At 48.1% G+C, this 15,888-nt stretch carries 17 protein-coding genes; 6 read left to right on the top strand and 11 right to left on the bottom strand.

The annotated features are described in order from the left end of the window. Positions 1–69 precede the first annotated feature (69 nt). The 3 genes from AC9UEP_RS02045 to AC9UEP_RS02035 all read left to right on the top strand — a co-directional run bounded on the left by AC9UEP_RS02045 (position 70) and on the right by AC9UEP_RS02035 (position 2,374). Complete coding sequence (locus AC9UEP_RS02045) at positions 70–597, top strand: adenine phosphoribosyltransferase (RefSeq protein ID WP_509543563.1); 528 nt, start codon at positions 70–72, stop codon at positions 595–597. A 66-nt stretch (positions 598–663) separates the two neighbouring features. Continuing rightward, positions 664–1,311, top strand: a complete 648-nt coding sequence (locus tag AC9UEP_RS02040; protein WP_509543562.1) for a thymidine kinase — start codon at positions 664–666, stop codon at positions 1,309–1,311. Positions 1,312–1,333: 22 nt separating this feature from the next. Then, positions 1,334–2,374, top strand: coding sequence for an NAD(P)-dependent alcohol dehydrogenase (locus AC9UEP_RS02035; RefSeq protein ID WP_509543560.1), 1,041 nt, complete (start codon positions 1,334–1,336; stop codon positions 2,372–2,374). Here the strand turns inward: AC9UEP_RS02035 and AC9UEP_RS02030 are convergent. Then, positions 2,371–3,102 carry a DUF554 domain-containing protein gene (locus AC9UEP_RS02030; RefSeq protein WP_509543558.1) on the bottom strand — a complete coding sequence of 244 codons (732 nt, stop codon included), beginning with the start codon at positions 3,100–3,102 and terminating at the stop codon, positions 2,371–2,373. The genes AC9UEP_RS02035 and AC9UEP_RS02030 overlap by 4 nt on opposite strands. A gap of 22 nt (positions 3,103–3,124) precedes the next feature. Between AC9UEP_RS02030 and yczE the strand changes: the two genes are divergently transcribed. Both yczE and AC9UEP_RS02020 read left to right on the top strand, forming a co-directional pair. Continuing rightward, a complete protein-coding gene (gene yczE, locus AC9UEP_RS02025; protein ID WP_509543556.1) occupies positions 3,125–3,799 on the top strand; it encodes a membrane protein YczE in 675 nt (224 codons plus the stop codon). A gap of 97 nt (positions 3,800–3,896) precedes the next feature. Beyond that, entirely contained in the window at positions 3,897–5,387 is a 1,491-nt protein-coding gene (locus AC9UEP_RS02020; RefSeq protein WP_509543555.1) for an NCS2 family permease, read from the top strand. A 55-nt stretch (positions 5,388–5,442) separates the two neighbouring features. On the opposite strand, the gene AC9UEP_RS02015 is transcribed toward AC9UEP_RS02020, so the two are convergent. Then, complete coding sequence (locus tag AC9UEP_RS02015; protein ID WP_509543553.1) at positions 5,443–6,084, bottom strand: uracil-DNA glycosylase; 642 nt, start codon at positions 6,082–6,084, stop codon at positions 5,443–5,445. After that, positions 6,053–6,841 (bottom strand): ABC transporter ATP-binding protein, encoded by a 789-nt coding sequence (locus AC9UEP_RS02010; RefSeq protein WP_509543551.1) that lies wholly within the window; start codon positions 6,839–6,841, stop codon positions 6,053–6,055. Before AC9UEP_RS02010 ends, AC9UEP_RS02015 begins: the two co-directional genes overlap by 32 nt. Positions 6,842–6,925: 84 nt before the next feature. On the opposite strand from AC9UEP_RS02010, the gene serB reads away from it, so the two are divergent. Then, entirely contained in the window at positions 6,926–8,128 is a 1,203-nt protein-coding gene (gene serB, locus AC9UEP_RS02005) for a phosphoserine phosphatase SerB (RefSeq protein ID WP_509543549.1), read from the top strand. On the opposite strand, the gene hisG is transcribed toward serB, so the two are convergent. The 8 genes from hisG to metK are packed head-to-tail and all read right to left on the bottom strand — an operon-like array spanning position 8,129 to position 15,885. Continuing rightward, entirely contained in the window at positions 8,129–8,974 is an 846-nt protein-coding gene (hisG, locus tag AC9UEP_RS02000) for an ATP phosphoribosyltransferase (protein ID WP_509543547.1), read from the bottom strand. 18 nt (positions 8,975–8,992) lie between these two features. Next, the gene (locus tag AC9UEP_RS01995; RefSeq protein WP_509543545.1) at positions 8,993–9,256 is read right to left on the bottom strand and encodes a phosphoribosyl-ATP diphosphatase; all 264 of its coding nucleotides are present in this window, start codon (positions 9,254–9,256) and stop codon (positions 8,993–8,995) included. A gap of 40 nt (positions 9,257–9,296) precedes the next feature. Continuing rightward, a complete protein-coding gene (gene rpe / locus AC9UEP_RS01990) occupies positions 9,297–9,956 on the bottom strand; it encodes a ribulose-phosphate 3-epimerase (RefSeq protein WP_509543543.1) in 660 nt (219 codons plus the stop codon). A 9-nt stretch (positions 9,957–9,965) separates the two neighbouring features. Further along, positions 9,966–11,267, bottom strand: coding sequence for a transcription antitermination factor NusB (locus AC9UEP_RS01985; RefSeq protein WP_509543541.1), 1,302 nt, complete (start codon positions 11,265–11,267; stop codon positions 9,966–9,968). 46 nt (positions 11,268–11,313) lie between these two features. After that, positions 11,314–12,219, bottom strand: a complete 906-nt coding sequence (gene fmt / locus AC9UEP_RS01980; RefSeq protein WP_509543539.1) for a methionyl-tRNA formyltransferase — start codon at positions 12,217–12,219, stop codon at positions 11,314–11,316. Next, on the bottom strand, positions 12,220–12,795 hold the full coding sequence (gene def, locus AC9UEP_RS01975; RefSeq protein ID WP_509543537.1) for a peptide deformylase: 576 nt from the start codon (positions 12,793–12,795) through the stop codon (positions 12,220–12,222). Positions 12,796–12,808: 13 nt separating this feature from the next. Then, a complete protein-coding gene (locus tag AC9UEP_RS01970; protein ID WP_509543535.1) occupies positions 12,809–14,680 on the bottom strand; it encodes a primosomal protein N' family DNA-binding protein in 1,872 nt (623 codons plus the stop codon). A 14-nt stretch (positions 14,681–14,694) separates the two neighbouring features. After that, positions 14,695–15,885: a methionine adenosyltransferase gene (metK, locus tag AC9UEP_RS01965; RefSeq protein ID WP_509543533.1), complete on the bottom strand. Its 1,191-nt coding sequence runs from the start codon at positions 15,883–15,885 to the stop codon at positions 14,695–14,697. Positions 15,886–15,888 lie beyond the last annotated feature (3 nt).

Below are 15,888 nucleotides of genomic sequence, written 5' to 3'. Positions count from 1 at the left end.
CTTGAGGTGCTAGTTCTCGCAAGGGATTCGGGGTTCAAGTCCCCGTTCGGACACAAGTGGGGTGCATTAATGGATATCAGTCAATCACTAGCATTGATTAGACCTATCCCCGATTTCCCTAAGCCTGGGATTCTCTTTCAAGATATCTCCCCTCTGCTGGCTGATCCAGCAGCCTTTGCTACCGTCATTTCAGCCCTCTCTGCTTTTGGTAATGAGATTGATTACGTCGCCGCACTTGATGCGCGCGGATTCATCCTGGGAAGTGCGGTGGCAATAAGTAAGAAGGTGGGATTCGTTCCTATCCGCAAGGGTGGAAAATTGCCGCACACAACTTTTTCGCGGAGTTACAACCTCGAGTATGGCCAAGACAAGTTAGAGATCCATACGGATGCGATGGGCGTCGGTTCGCGGGTTCTACTCATAGATGATGTCCTAGCGACTGGAGGGACTCTTAAGGCGGCAATCTTGCTCATTCAAGACCTCGGTGCAGTGGTAGCTAGCGCGGCGGTGCTGATGGAGATTACCGAACTAGCGGGGCGTGAAAATATTGCGCAACTAGATTCCGCTCCCCCCATATTTTCGTTATCACAGGTATAAATGTGACTACAGTCGGTCTGCATTCAGAAGTGAGAATATTGGGGCAATTCGTGGCAGGATTCCGACGTGGCTGAACTGATTTATTACTGTGGAACTATGGATTCTGGTAAGTCAACCCTTGCGCTGCAGACCGCGCATAACCACAAGTCCCGTGGACGGACCGGTCTTATATTCACAAGTAAAGATCGAGCTGGAGCCGGGCTTATTAGTTCGCGACTAGGTTTGCAATCTGAAGCAATTGAAGTTGAAACCTCGCTTGATATCCATAAATTTGTGGTTGATCATCTATCTGCTGGGGACCGAATTGATTACATCATCTGTGATGAGGCTCAGTTTTATCAGCCCGATCAAATTGATGGTCTGGCAAAGATCGTTGACGGATTAGGTATTGATGTATATGCATTTGGAATCTTGGCTGATTTTCGTACAAAACTATTCCCGGGATCTGCCCGACTGGTTGAACTTGCAGATCGCGTTAACACTTTACAAGTAGAGGCACTCTGCTGGTGTGGGTCACGAGCAACGCACAATGCACGTACGGTTAATGGGGTAATGGTCACTGAAGGTGAACAAGTTGTGGTCGGAGATGTTGGTAGAAGTGAAGATATCGCCTATGAGGTCTTATGCCGTCGACACCATATGCGCCAGGTTACAGCTCGCGCTTCTCGCGCTGGTCATATAAGTTCTGACCCGTTGCCATTTACACAAGTATAGAAATCACAGTCATAGAAGAATAATGAATACACGTGCCTACGCCGCAATGACCGCCGGAGCAGATCTAGTTCCCTATCAATTCGATCGCCGCGAGCTTGGTGGGCACGATGTTGCACTTGATATTGCGTACTCGGGAATCTGCCACTCAGATATTCATCAGGCTCGCGAAGAATGGGGCGCTGCACTCTTTCCTATGGTGCCAGGTCACGAAATCGCTGGCACGGTAATCAGAGTTGGTAGCTCGGTGACCAAGTTTAAGGTGGGTGACCTCATCGGAGTTGGTGTGTTTGTCGACTCCTGTCGCGTGTGTGAAAACTGCAAAGCTGGATTGGAACAATATTGTCTTGAAGGTATGACTGGCACTTACAACAGTTACGAACGAGATGGCACAACACTTGCCATGGGTGGTTATAGCAACTACTTCGTTATCAATGAGGATTACGCAGTACATATTCCTGCCAATCTTCCACTCGAAGGAGTGGCGCCACTTCTATGCGCTGGAATCACTTTGTACTCCCCCATAAAGCATTGGGATGTTGGTCCTGGGAAGAAAGTTGCCGTGATGGGTCTCGGTGGCCTCGGACATATGGGGGTGAAGTTTGCTGCTGCAATGGGAGCTGATGTCACAGTGCTCTCTCACTCTCCGCATAAGGAAGCTGATGCTCGCGCCATGGGGGCGCATCACTTTATTTCCACGCAAGATTTAGCAGTCTTTGCAGCTCATGACAAAGAGTTCGATGTCATCCTTAACACGATTAGTGCTGAACTAGATATCAACCAGTACTTATCACTTCTCAAGCTCAATGGAACACTTGTGGTGATCGGACTCCCAGGCAAGGCATATGCATTACAGGTGGGCTCACTTCTTGGCGCCCGTCGCTCTATCGCCGGCTCAATGATTGGTGGCATTGCAGAGTTACAAGAGATGCTCGATTTCTGCGGGAAACACAATATTGTCAGCGATGTTGAAGTAATTAAGCCCGACTACATCAATGCTGCATACCAGCGAACTGTGGCAAGTGATGTGAAGTATCGCTTCGTGATTGACACATCAGCGCTTTAAATCGAATTTAGGAATGTTGCCAGCAATGGTGCTATCACTAGCGCCGGCAACAGGTTTGCAACAGCTATCTTTTTGATATTCAGCAATCGCAAACCGATACCGACCAGCATCAGCCCCCCACAAATGGTCATGGCATCGATTTGATACTGCTCTAGAACTGAGCCGGCGAAGAAACCGATGACCGTCCAGAAGCCTTGATAGATTGCCACTGGAATTATGGATGCCATCACGCCTATTCCCAAAGTCGATGCAAATGCCATCGCCGCAAAAAAATCGAGCGAAGATTTGAGAATTAACTGATCTAAACCTTGAGACATCCCATCGCTAACGCTTCCGAGAATCGCTAGTGGACCAATCACAAATAAAAGTGAGGCGCTGACGAACCCTTCGACAAAGGGACTATCACTGGATGCCTTAAATCTTTTTCTCAAATTCTCACCAAAGCTTTCAACCCGCTGCTCAATTCTGAGTGCGGTACCCAACAGACCCCCAAGGAGCATGGAGGCAAGAATTAAGAGCAGTGGCGAACCATCTGGAAGTGAATCTTTGAATTGGCTGGACCATAGGGGAATCAGGGCTGATGTGGCCCCCAAAATAGTGATGAGTCCCAAAATATCAGTAATCATCTTCTGCGATTTCTTCGGCAATCGCCCACCTAAGGCTATTCCAATCGCACAACCGAAGATGATGGTGAGCAAATTTACTACTGTTCCGAGGCCCACAAACATTGTGCCATTATAGACTCATCAAGTGAACTTTGCATTTATCTTTGAAAGTCTCCGTCCCCATAAAACGGTACCGATAACTCCATGGACTGCGCAAGGTCTTTGGGATCTGACTCCCCTTCGAACTGGCATACTCTTTTTTGGTTTAGCTATCTTTGGTTTAGGTGATTCACTCCTTATTCAAGGCGGGATTGGAAATACACCGTGGACGGTCTTCGCAGAGGGCTTAACGTTAAAGACTGGGCTAAGTATCGGATGGGCAACTTTTATTATTAGTGTGTGCGTGATGCTCATCTGGATTCCACTTGATGAGCGCGTAGGTTTCGGAACGATTTCAAATATCGTCATTATTGCAACATTTATTCAAGTAGGGACAATCATTTTTCCTAAGCAGAATAACTTTGCTTTCGGAGTTATCTTTGATCTACTCGGAATTGCACTTGTCGGACTTGGCTCCGCTCTCTACATCACCTGTGGCCTCGGTCGTGGTCCCAGGGATGGTGCCATGACCGGAATTCATTACAAGACGGGAGTGCGGGTGGGTCGAGTGCGCATGGCAATTGAGGTGACAGTCTTAATTATTGGCTGGTTCCTAGGTGGCACTGTTGGGCTCGGAACTGCCCTATTTGCGCTACTCATAGGACAATCCGTGGCCATTTTTTTAGGTCTATTGGCGCGTTTAACCCACAAGTACGTCTAAGTACCTACTAGCGTTTCACCATCTCCCCTTGGTCTGTGAGCCGTAATTTCACACGAGGTCGCAAACACCCTCGATAAAAAATTAGAAAGGTAATTCTATGTTGGATTCTCATTTTAAGATTAAAGAACGCGGCTCCTCAATAGCCCAAGAGGTTAGAGGCGGGCTAGTTACCTTCTTTACAATGGCATATATCGTGGCACTTAACCCATTGATCCTCGCCACAACTGATGGAGCTGGAGAATTCATCGGAGGCGGAGATAGAACCAACGCCATCATTATTGTCGCCGCCGGAACTGCTCTTATCGCCGGTATTTTGACCATCCTGATGGGCGCTGTAGCTAATTTTCCTTTAGCGCTCGCCACCGGTCTTGGCTTAAATACCTTTGTCGCTGTCTCCATCGCTAAGAACGCTACCTGGGCTCAAGCTATGGGCTTAGTTCTTATTGAAGGTATCTTGATTCTCATTCTGGTTCTAACCGGATTTAGAATAGCCGTCTTCAAGGCGATTCCAACAGCCCTCAAAGTTGCAATATCCGTGGGCATCGGATTGTTTATCGCTCTGATTGGCTTAGTTGACAGTGGTTTCGTAAGACGTACTCCGAATGTTGTTTGGGGCAGCACGAACTCCAAGCCTTCTGCAGTACCACTAGAACTTGGTGATGGCGGAACGCTTGTTGGCTGGCCTATCGTCATCTTCGCATTTGGTCTCTTTCTCACAATCATCTTGATGATCAAGAAAATCAAAGGTTCGATTCTGATTGGAATCATCACTTCAACAATTCTCGCGCTCATAGTTGAAACTCAGTTCAAGGTTGGCAACAGTTTCATCAGTCCTACTGAATCAAACCCAAGAGGCTGGGGGCTAAATACTCCGGCACTACCTAAGGATGCGTCAGGCTCTCTTAATTTGACTGATACTCCACGTTTTGATTCCCTAGGTTTGGGCTTCGATGACATCTTCGGTGCATTCACCAATCCGAAAACTGGCGCTTTGGCAGCATGCCTACTTGTCTTCACCCTATTACTCGCAGATTTCTTCGACACCATGGGAACAATGACTGCTATTGGAAACCAAGCGGGCTTGGTCGATAAAGACGGCAATGTCCAAGGTGCTAACCGAATCCTCGTTGTTGACTCAATAGCGGCAGCCGCTGGTGGAGCTGCGGGTATTTCATCGAATACCAGTTACATTGAATCTGCATCCGGAGTAGGTGAAGGTGCTCGCACTGGCCTAGCCTCTATCGTTACTGGAATTGCGTTCTTGTTGACAACATTCCTGGCACCGCTCGTAGCAATCATTCCTTATGAGGCTGCAACTCCAGCTTTGATCATTGTTGGATTCCTAATGATGGGACAAGTAAAACACATCCAATGGGATGACCTCGGGATTGGTATCCCAGCTTTCCTCACCATCATCTTGATGCCATTTAGTTATAACATTTCAGTTGGTATCGGCGCTGGGTTCGTAACCCACGTTGTTATTCGCATAGTTCAGGGACGTCGCACGGAAGTACATCCTTTGCTACTTCTTGTCTCTGGTCTCTTCATGATCTACTTCTTATCATCTCCAATTAATGCTTGGATTTAATAAGTAAGCTTTCGCCTAGAAGGGCCCGCATCGAAAGATGTGGGCCCTTCTAGCTTTAGAGAGACCAATCGATCGGAGAAATTCCGCGCCGTTCTAGTTCTTGGTTCACTCGAGAAAAAGGCTTACTACCAAAGAAGCCTCGATATGCACTTAACGGACTTGGATGGACACTTTCAATGCTGTGATTGAAAAGATATGAGAGCTCCTGGGCACTTTTTCCCCAGAGAACTCCAACCGCGCCCTGTGCTGCTGCGGCTTGCGCAATCGCAGTCGTGATTTCCTGCCAGCCAATACTTGTATGTGCGTTGCTCTGTCCGACTCGTGTTGTCAGAACCCGATTAAGAAGGAGTACACCTTGGTCCCGCCATTTGGAGAGGTTCCCATTATTCGGAGGCCTGACACCAAGATCGCTCACCAACTCTGTAAATATATTCTTTAGCGAAGCAGGAAGCGGCTTAATCTCAGAGTTAACAGAGAAGGCTAAGCCGTGGGCATTGCCGCGGGTGGGATAGGGGTCCTGTCCGAGGATGACACACTTGATGCTGGCTAGATCCATTTCGCATGACGAAAAGATCTGATCAATACTCGGTGCAATGGAGTCTTTGGAAATTGAATTGAGAATTTTCTCAATCGCAGGAGCTAACGGGTCAAGCACACTGTTCCAACTAGAGTGCACGGGCAAAAAATCGCGACCCATCGTGACTTACTTCCATCGGCAAATCAAAGACATGAGACATATGCTCTGAGGTAATCACTTCATTAATCGGGCCCGACACAGCCACAAGCCCATCCTTGAGAATGAGCGCATGTGTTGTGCAAACTGGAATCTCTTCTATATGGTGCGTCACAAGAATAGATGCTGGGGCAAGTGGATCAGCTGAAAATACGCTAAACCTTTTAAGGAGATCTTCGCGCCCACCTAAATCCAATCCAGCAGCTGGTTCATCCAAAAGAAGTAATTCTGGATCGGCCATCAAGGCGCGCGAGATTTGAACACGTTTACGTTCACCCTCACTCAGCGTGCCATACTCACGATCAGCAAGTTCGCGAACACCGAATGTTGTTAAGAGGGCAACTGCTCTCGATTCATCCCATAGGTCATAGGCCTCATTCCAACGTCCTAGAATCGCATATGCAGCCGTCAGAACTACATCGCGTACTTTCTCATCGTGCGGGATATCTTCTGAGATAAGAGCTCCACAAATACCAATACGGGTACGAAGTTCCCAGAGATCGATCCTGCCCATCTGCTTATCAAGTAAAAAGACAGTTCCAGAAGTGGGGAACATCCTTGTTGCCAAAATTTGCAGAAGAGTAGATTTACCAGCGCCGTTCGGTCCGAGAACAACCCATCGCTCCCCCGGGGAGATTGCGAAATTCAGGGGCCCTAATATGATTTTTTCGCCTCGCCGGACAGAGACATCACGTAGCTCTAAAACGCGATTATTACTCATAGGTGACAAAAGATATATCGTCATTCTATAAATCACTCGCAAATTGCGAACGAAGTGAACGTGATTCGCGATAACCTCACCCATATGAGCGCGGAGAAGAGTCACTACACGGGTCTAATTCTCGTATCTGGAGTCGACTCCCCCGGAATCACTAAAGCTCTCTTTGAGGCCCTGGCTCCCTTTGCCGTAACTATTTTGGATATCGAGCAAGTAGTAATCCGTGAGCGCCTTATTCTCACCGCACTTATTTCACTTAATCCTGATCACGCCGAAGCAATAGAAGCAGACCTTAATGAATGTGCCGAAAAATTGGCTGTCGATATCGCCACATCTTTCGGTTCCCAAGAAGATGCCTCCATTGCTGCCAAGACCGGACTCGTTCACGTTGTTCTTTTGACGACAGAGCTACATCCTCGCGCAATAGCAGCAGTTGCGGAAGCAATTTCTGAAGAGCAAGGAAATATTGAGCGTATTCATCGGACGGCTAGCTATCCCATCACTGCAATTGAGCTAACCGTGTCTGGCGCCAACACGACAGAGCTACGTCAATCACTGGCCGCCGTATCAAATGAATATTCTATCGATATCGCAGTCTCTCCTGGCGGTCTGATGCGTTGGGCAAAAAAGTTGGTTGTGCTAGATGTTGACTCGACTCTTATTCAACAGGAAGTCATTGATCTATTGGCAGCACATGCTGGTGTTGAGGAGCAGGTACGAGAGATTACCGAACGTGCGATGCGTGGCGAGCTCGATTTCAAAGAAAGTCTTGAATCCAGAGTTGCTCTGCTCGAAGGACTTCCAGAAACAGTATTAACTGATGTGCGAGAGAAGATAGAACTAACCCCTGGAGCCCGAACTCTGATCGAAACTCTGCATAAGCTTGGCCATAACGTAGCTGTTGTTTCAGGTGGCTTCACCGCTGTGATTGAACCGATACTTAAAGATTTGGGCATCTCCCATTATCGAGCAAACACTCTGGAAATAATTGACGGCAAGCTCACTGGAGAAATTGTTGGTGATGTAATCGACCGGGCCGCTAAGGCAGTCGCCCTTCGTGATTTTGCCAAACTTGTCGGTGTTGAACTAGAACAAACGATTGCTATCGGCGATGGTGCCAATGATCTGGATATGATTGCAATCGCCGGTATGGGAATAGCATTTAATGCCAAACCGGCTGTCAAGGCCGCCGCAGATAGTTCTGTGAGCGCACCATACTTAGACTCAGTTCTCTATCTTCTTGGAATTTCACGTGCGGATATTGAAGCAGCAGGCGCTAGCCGGCAGTAATTACAGTCGACAGGCGTGAATATCAGTTACGAGAATTCCCCGCGCACCCAGTGCCCAGAGTTCGTCCATCAATCGATTGGTATCTTTACGTAGCACCATGGCACGCACGGCAACCCAGTCTGGTTTCTGCAGTGGTGAAATGGTTGGAGATTCTAAGCCCGGTGTGATTGTACAAGCTTTGTCAACGGTAACTTTGGGGATGTCATAGTCAAGAAGTACATACTGCCTGGCAGTGACAACACCTTGTAGGCGACGAATGAGAATCTCTAACTCCGCAGCTGCAGCTGGCGCCTTGCCCTTAATCAAAATCGCCTCTGAGACCAATATCGGTTCACCGAAGATTGCTAAACCGGCCTGGCGAAGAGTGTTTCCAGTGCTAACAACGTCGGCAATGAGATCTGCTACTCCTAGTCTGATACTGCTCTCTACGGCGCCATCTAGTCGAACAACGTCTGCCTTAATATTCAAATCTGATAGGTGTTTTTGCACCAGCCCTGGATATGCCGTGGCAACTCGTTTACCACTAATAGATGCTAGGGACAGTTTCTCTTGCGCTGGTCCCGCAAATCTAAATGTTGATCCACCAAAATCGAGCGGCAGAATCTCTTGTGCATCGGCCCCAGAATCAATGAGGAGATCCCTCCCCGTAATTCCAGCCTCTAACTCACCAGAGCCAACATAGATTGCGATATCGCGCGGACGAAGATAATAAAATTCAACACCATTAGCGGGGTCAATCAGAACGAGATCCCTTGAATCAGTACGTTGGCGATATCCGGCCTCTTTCAGAATTTCAACAGCAGCATCTGCAAGTGAGCCCTTATTGGGAACAGCTATTCGTAACATGAATCTCCCTGTTTTTCTTCAGAGGTACTTATAAATATCAGTAGGTGTGAGACCGCGAGCAAGCATCATCGTTTGAAGATGGTAAATCAGTTGGCTAATTTCCTCGGCTAGGGCCTCATCTGACTCATGTTCAGCCGCTAACCAGACTTCACCAGCCTCTTCCAGGATCTTTTTTCCGATCGTGTGAACCCCGGCATCTACAGCAGCGACGGTCGCCGAACCCTCGGCGCGCTCAGCCAGCTTTTGCGATAACTCAAGCCAGAGTGAGTCAAATGATTTCACGGCACTACTTTACTAGACCGAGACACGGCTTGAGCCCGGATTAGCGAAGAGAAGCTTGCGTGCGTAATTGCTCAATCATCATCGCTGGATCATCGGCGTTAAAGACGGCGCTGCCTGCCACGAAAGTGTCGGCCCCAGCTTCGCGCGCGATATCTATAGTTGCTAGCGAAATTCCACCATCGACTTGGAGCCAAATAGGTCGACCACCGATTAATTTCCTCGTCTCTTGAACCTTGGCCATCATATTTTCCATAAATTTTTGTCCACCAAAGCCCGGTTCGACCGTCATGATCAGGACCATATCGATCAGATCGAAGTACTCTGAATAATCGTTGATAGCAGTATTTGGTTTCAGAGCGATAGAGGCCCGAGCTCCGTGGCGCTTAATCTCCTTCAAAGTACTGCGAATGTCAGAAGTGGCCTCGACATGGATAGTAACGCTGGCTGAACCGGCTTCTGCATATTGAATCGCAATCAAATCCACATCAGCAACCATCAAATGAGAATCCACTGGGATTGGGCAACTCCCAATAATCTCTGTTGCGGCCTGAAAGTCGAAAGTCATGTTTGGAACAAAAACATTGTCCATGATATCCAGGTGGATCAAATCACTTGCCTGCGCAATCTTGGCAATCTCTGCCTCAAGATGTGCAAAATCTGCATTCAGAATACTCGGTGTGATACGAACATCGTTTGACATGACTAGAGTTTATCTCCTCTTGCGAAAGAGAGCTAAGAACATCGCATCCGTGCCGTGCTTGCTGGTCCACAGGGATAAAGATTCATCACGGACTGCACCCTCAAGATTAGACGGCAAATATTGCGAAATCTCAATCTGCTCCAGCTCTGGATGGTCTTTAAGAATACGAAGAACTTCACCGGACGTTTCCGAGAAATGTGGGCTGCATGTTGCATACCCAAATACTCCCCCAGGATTAAGAACTGAGATTGCAGCATCTGATAGCTCTCTTTGTAGCACCAACAAACCTCGGAGATCTTGCACTGTTCTTCGCCAGCGAACCTCTGGTCTTCGCCGCAAGGCACCCAAACCTGTGCATGGAACATCAGCCAAAATCGCATCGTAGCTCTGTCCAAGTGCTGCAATATCTCTGGCATCACCAACTTGAACCGGAAATTTACCTATGACGTTTTTGACAAGTTTTGCACGCGCCTCGGAAATCTCATTGGCCGTAAATTCTTGACCATTCACATTTGCAAGATGGGCTAGAAGAGCGGCCTTTCCACCAGGTCCTGCACATAAGTCCAAGATTGATGTGGCTTGCCTAGTCGCAAGTGAGAAGACGTGTGCCACCAATTGCGAACCTTCATCTTGCACTCCGGCTTTGCGATGTCTAATAATATCGAGTGAGCCTGGGGCACCATCAAATCTTGCGCCATAGGGTGAATACTCTGTTGCAACCGCGCCTAGCTCTACCAACTCTGACTGAGTTGAATCCCCTGGCCAGGATACAAGTGTTGGCATTGCTGGAACGTTATTGGCAGCTAGCTCTTCCTCCACTCGTGCAAGATCTTTGAGTAAATCAAGATAGGCCGAGACAATCCACTCTGGGTGCGAATACCGGATAGCTAAGCGCGCAATCGGGTCCGACATTAATGAAGTGGGTTCAAGCCATTGTTCTAAGGTTTGTGAGCTGACTTTGCGAAGTATTGCATTGACAAAGGAAGCCTTCGATTCACCAATAACTTTTCGGGCAAGCTCGACAGTTGCCGAAACGGCAGCATGGGTTGCTACGCGCATCTCAAATAGCTGATGGACTCCCATTCTGCAGATGTCTACGATGCCAGCGTCCACTTCCGATAATGGACGATCCGATACTTGCTGCAGAATGTAGTCATGTCGTCCTTGCATTCGCAGAGTCCCGTAGAGAAGTTCGGTGACGAAACCCTTGTCTCGCATCTCGAAATTCGAGGCTGACAGGGCTTTTGGCAAGAGCAGATTCGAGTATCCCCCATTGCGATTTACTTCGGTGAGTAAATCGAAGACCAACACTCTGGAAGCATCAGGTTTGGGTGATTTAAAGGTATCTCTGCGTGGCTTAACCAAAGAGATCTCCGGCAGTCAATCTTGCTCCATTTGCCCATTCAGTTGCAGGCATTCTCGATTTCCCAGACGGTGTGATGTAACTGATTTCAAGGGCGGTGGTGGCGGTTCCCACGTAAAACTTCTTATTCTCAAAAAGGAGAACACCGGGTTCTAACTTAATCTCACTCATAAGCGGAGTATCAATCTTTACCGTGGAACTTCGAAAAATAGTCCAAGACCCAGGAATGGATGTGAATGCGCGGATTCTATTTGATATGACATCGCCTGATTGCGACCAATCAATGCGTCCCTCTTCCTTGCTCAATTTAAGGGCTCGGGTAGCGCTGTGATTCTCTTGTGGCGTGGGCTTAACTCCAGACTTCATAAGTTCTAACGTGTGAAGAATTGCTTCCGCTCCTAATTCTGCCAATTCAACGAAGAGTTCATCACTGGTGATATCGGCATCTAGCGCGAATCGATTCTGGGTATAGATCGGTCCAGTATCCATACCATCGTCCAATTTAAATATAGTGACGCCTGAGACTTTATCTCCGGCTTCAATCGCACGTTGCACGGGTGCTGCCCCACGCCATCTTGGCAAAAGTGAGAAATGCAGATTGAGTGAACCGTAACGAGGTAGATCGAATACTCGTTTTGGCAATATGACACCGTATCCAATTGTGATTAGGACATCGATATTCGCTAGATAGGAATCAAAGCTGGCATCTCGCTCTGGTTTGTAGACTTCAATCCCATTCTCATTACCCCATCCTGAGACAGCTGATTCACTGAGGCTTTGACCTCGACCAGATGGTCGATCAGGTGGCGTGATGACACAGAGCAATTCATGATCAGAGGCGAGCAGAGCATCCAGGGACGGGATAGCTACTTCAGGTGTTGCTGCTACCGCGATTCGCAATTAAAGACTCAATCCAGGCTTGTCTTGCTTAAAAAGACTGTGCGGTGAAACCTTAATTATTGGCGAAGATCCCGATTGACCGGCGAATCCGAACCAATCGGATTCTCGAATCTCCTTCATCGCTATTTTGCGATCTTCATCGGAGAGTCGATCAATGAAGAGAATTCCATTTAAATGATCTGTTTCATGCTGGAGCGCTCGGGCTAGAAGTTCCGTTCCCTCAATAGTGACAGGTTCACCATGCATGGTAAATCCTCTTGCTACTGCTCTAAATGCACGAGGAGTTGGATAGATAAGTTCTGGGAAACTTAAGCAGCCCTCATCCCCCTCCTGCATCTCTTCGCTCAAATCAAGGGTCGGATTAATCAGATGCCCGATGGCTTCATCCACATCCCAAACAAATACTCGAAGTGGAACACCAATCTGCGGCGCGGCAAGTCCAGCACCCGGTGCATCAAGCATTGTTTCGGTTAGGTCTTTCACAAGCGTTCGCAGCTCTTTATCAAAGTTGATTACTTCCGAAGCCGGCGTAACAAGAACCGGATCTCCGAAGTGACGAATTTCCTTGATAGACATGGCTTAATCTTACCTATCGCGAGAGCGAATAGGGATCAATCCGCAGCGTTGCCAACTTCTTCCTCGTTGCACTTCGTCGTCGTTGGAACTCATGCATCAGTAGAACTAGCGCCTCACCGTCCTCAAGTGGAGCAAGTAAGAGAATCCGATCCGATGAACTGTTCAGAGTTGACGGTCCAAGAATTCTCGTGGACGCCGGAAGTCTGCCCTCATCACGCGACTTATTTAAGGCTCTGACCAAAGTTGCCGATTCAGTACTATCAATATCAAGTGAGATAGACCTCACGAAAGGAGGAAGGGAGGCCTCGATACGCTCTTGCAATTCTCGTCGTGAAATTAGTGATGGTTTCCATGAAGCAAGGGCACCCACTATCGGATTGGAGTGATTGATGACTAGTAAGGCGATACCGGAGGCGTTCAATAGCGCAGCATGAGTAAAGAAGATTTCCCGGGCTCGCTCTTGCGCTCTGAGGTCTGATTGGTTGAGCAACTTCTCACCATCAAGAATTACGATAGCGGCATATCCATCGGCCGACATTGGAGCTGACCCAGGTGTGGCAATGACGATTCCAGAACTCATTTGAAAATCATCAACCATCTTCTCGGCTTCACAGAGTGTGATCGGAACACCTGGTAGGGCTACTCCGATTTCTTGGGCGAATCGCTCACTGCCGCGATTAAGAAGAAAAGGTTCAAGCCCGGCACAGTAATGACAGACCCAATCAGAATAGATATTTGCACAGAGTGAACAAGAGATAGCTGTCGCGGCGCCCTTCTTCTCTAGACGACCGCCGCATGAACAAAGAGAGATATTTCGACATCGACTACAACTAATTGATTGCGAATATCCCTTTCTGGGCGCGACAAAGAGAATCGGTCCTTGTTTGACCAAGTGGCGAAGCTCGCTAATGATTTTACCTGGGAGTAGCTCTGAAAACTCCTGCTGAAAAGTATCAACTCGAATCTTTTGCTTAGCGCCTTTGAATTCAAACCAGCCGATATCGATTAGCCGAGCGACTTCGGCACTGGGGCTATAACCAACACAATAGATGGCAATATTTTCCGTACGTGCACGCAAAATTGCGATGTCACGAGCGTTCCACCCCGGAGCTCGAACCTCAAAGAGTTGCTCCGATGATTCATTGAAGATAATAATCGATGATAAATCAGGACTATCAACGAAAATTGAACTTCTTGTCCCGACAATAATTTGCGATGAAGTCGTCCTAGCGCGGAGAAAGTTCTCATATCTTTCACTTCGCGGTAGATCTGAATCCAGAATGAGCGCTTCTGGAAAATGCTTAGCCAACCGAAGCACTGACCTGTTATCTGGAACTATCACCAGGATTGAACCACTCCTCCGCAGACTCTCGACGTGTCCGGCCAGAATCTGGAAAGGATCTTGGTATGCGGGTAGTTGAAGGTACTGACGTACCGCTGATTGACCCGGTCTTTCGATAGTCTCATGGATCCACTGCATCTTCTCAACACTGGCAACACGCGGAGGGATCGCAGAACGAATTACGTCGTAAGGATGACAAGCCCATCTGGTTGCAACGAGTGCAATCAAATCTAAGGAGCGATTAGATGCGACGGGAACCCGGGAAATCACTTTAGTGATGCTCTTAAGCCTTCGCCCCGAATTGATGGCTATGCGCTCTAGCACCAGTGCTTCACACTCTCTGCCATTGAATGGAACCTGAACTCGAACACCTACGCCTACTTGGGAATCTAGATTGTCGGGAACTAGGTATTCATAACTCTGATCTAGATGAAAAACACCACTATCTACCCACACGCGAGCGACAGGTTTTTCAGTTGTGCTGATCTCTGGCGCAAGACGAACTACTTCGCGCTTAAGACGCAGTGGCCTCGTAAGTGCCACGGTGTGCAGGTAACCTATTTAACAGCTGCCTGCAGTTCGGCTACGCGATTAGTTACTTCCCATGTGAAATTAGGAAGCTCGCGACCGAAGTGACCATATGCAGCAGTCTGAGAATAGATAGGACGCTTGAGATTTAAATCGCGAATGATTGCAGCTGGACGTAGATCAAAGACTGATGTCACAGCGTTCTGGATCTTCTGAACCGGAACGGTCTCAGTCCCAAATGTCTCCACGAAAACTCCAACTGGCTGAGCTTTTCCGATTGCGTAAGCAACTTGAACTTCACAGCGGCGAGCTAAACCAGCTGCGACCACGTTCTTGGCAACCCAGCGCATCGCATAGGCAGCCGATCGATCCACCTTCGATGGATCTTTTCCTGAAAATGCTCCACCACCATGGCGAGCCATGCCGCCATAAGTATCAACAATAATTTTGCGACCAGTAAGACCGGCATCACCCATAGGTCCACCAATAACAAAGCGCCCTGTTGGGTTAATCAGGATTCTCATATCTTTGCGAGGAAGATCAATTTTTGCCAAAATTGGCTCAATTACTTGGGCTATCACCTCGGAGGTGAGTTGCCCGGCAACATCAACTTCTTCTGCATGCTGACTTGAAATAACAACAGTGTCGAGTGCGATCGCTTTATCTCCGTCATATTCAATGGTGACCTGTGTTTTGCCGTCAGGGCGAAGATATGGAAGGGCTCCAGACTTTCTCACCTTTGAAAGCTGCTGCGCTAATTCGTGTGCAAGCCAGATGGGTAGCGGCATAAGTTCTTTGGTGTCATCGCATGCATAACCAAACATGAGCCCCTGATCGCCAGCCCCCTGCAGGTCAAGTGGGTCGACCGCAGATGCAACACGGTGTTCAAATGCGTCATCCACACCTTGTGCGATATCTGGTGACTGCTGACCAATAGAAATTGAAACGCCACAACTATTTCCGTCGAAACCTGTAACGGAAGAGTCATAACCAATACCAATCACAGTATCGCGGACAATTCCCATGACATCGGCATAACCATTAGTCGTCACTTCACCAGCTACGTGAACCTGACCTGTGGTGATCAGCGTTTCGACAGCTACCCGACTTGCAGGGTCTTGCGCTAGCAGTGAATCGAGAATCGCATCTGAGATTTGATCCGCAATCTTATCTGGATGGCCTTCGGTAACAGACTCTGAAGTAAATAGACGTTTTGACATTGC

It is taken from the genome of Candidatus Planktophila sp. (assembly GCF_040402315.1).
Taxonomy (GTDB): domain Bacteria; phylum Actinomycetota; class Actinomycetes; order Nanopelagicales; family Nanopelagicaceae; genus Planktophila.
Note: the sequence above shows the minus strand (reverse complement) of the source record. Positions and strands in the feature narration are given on the sequence as shown.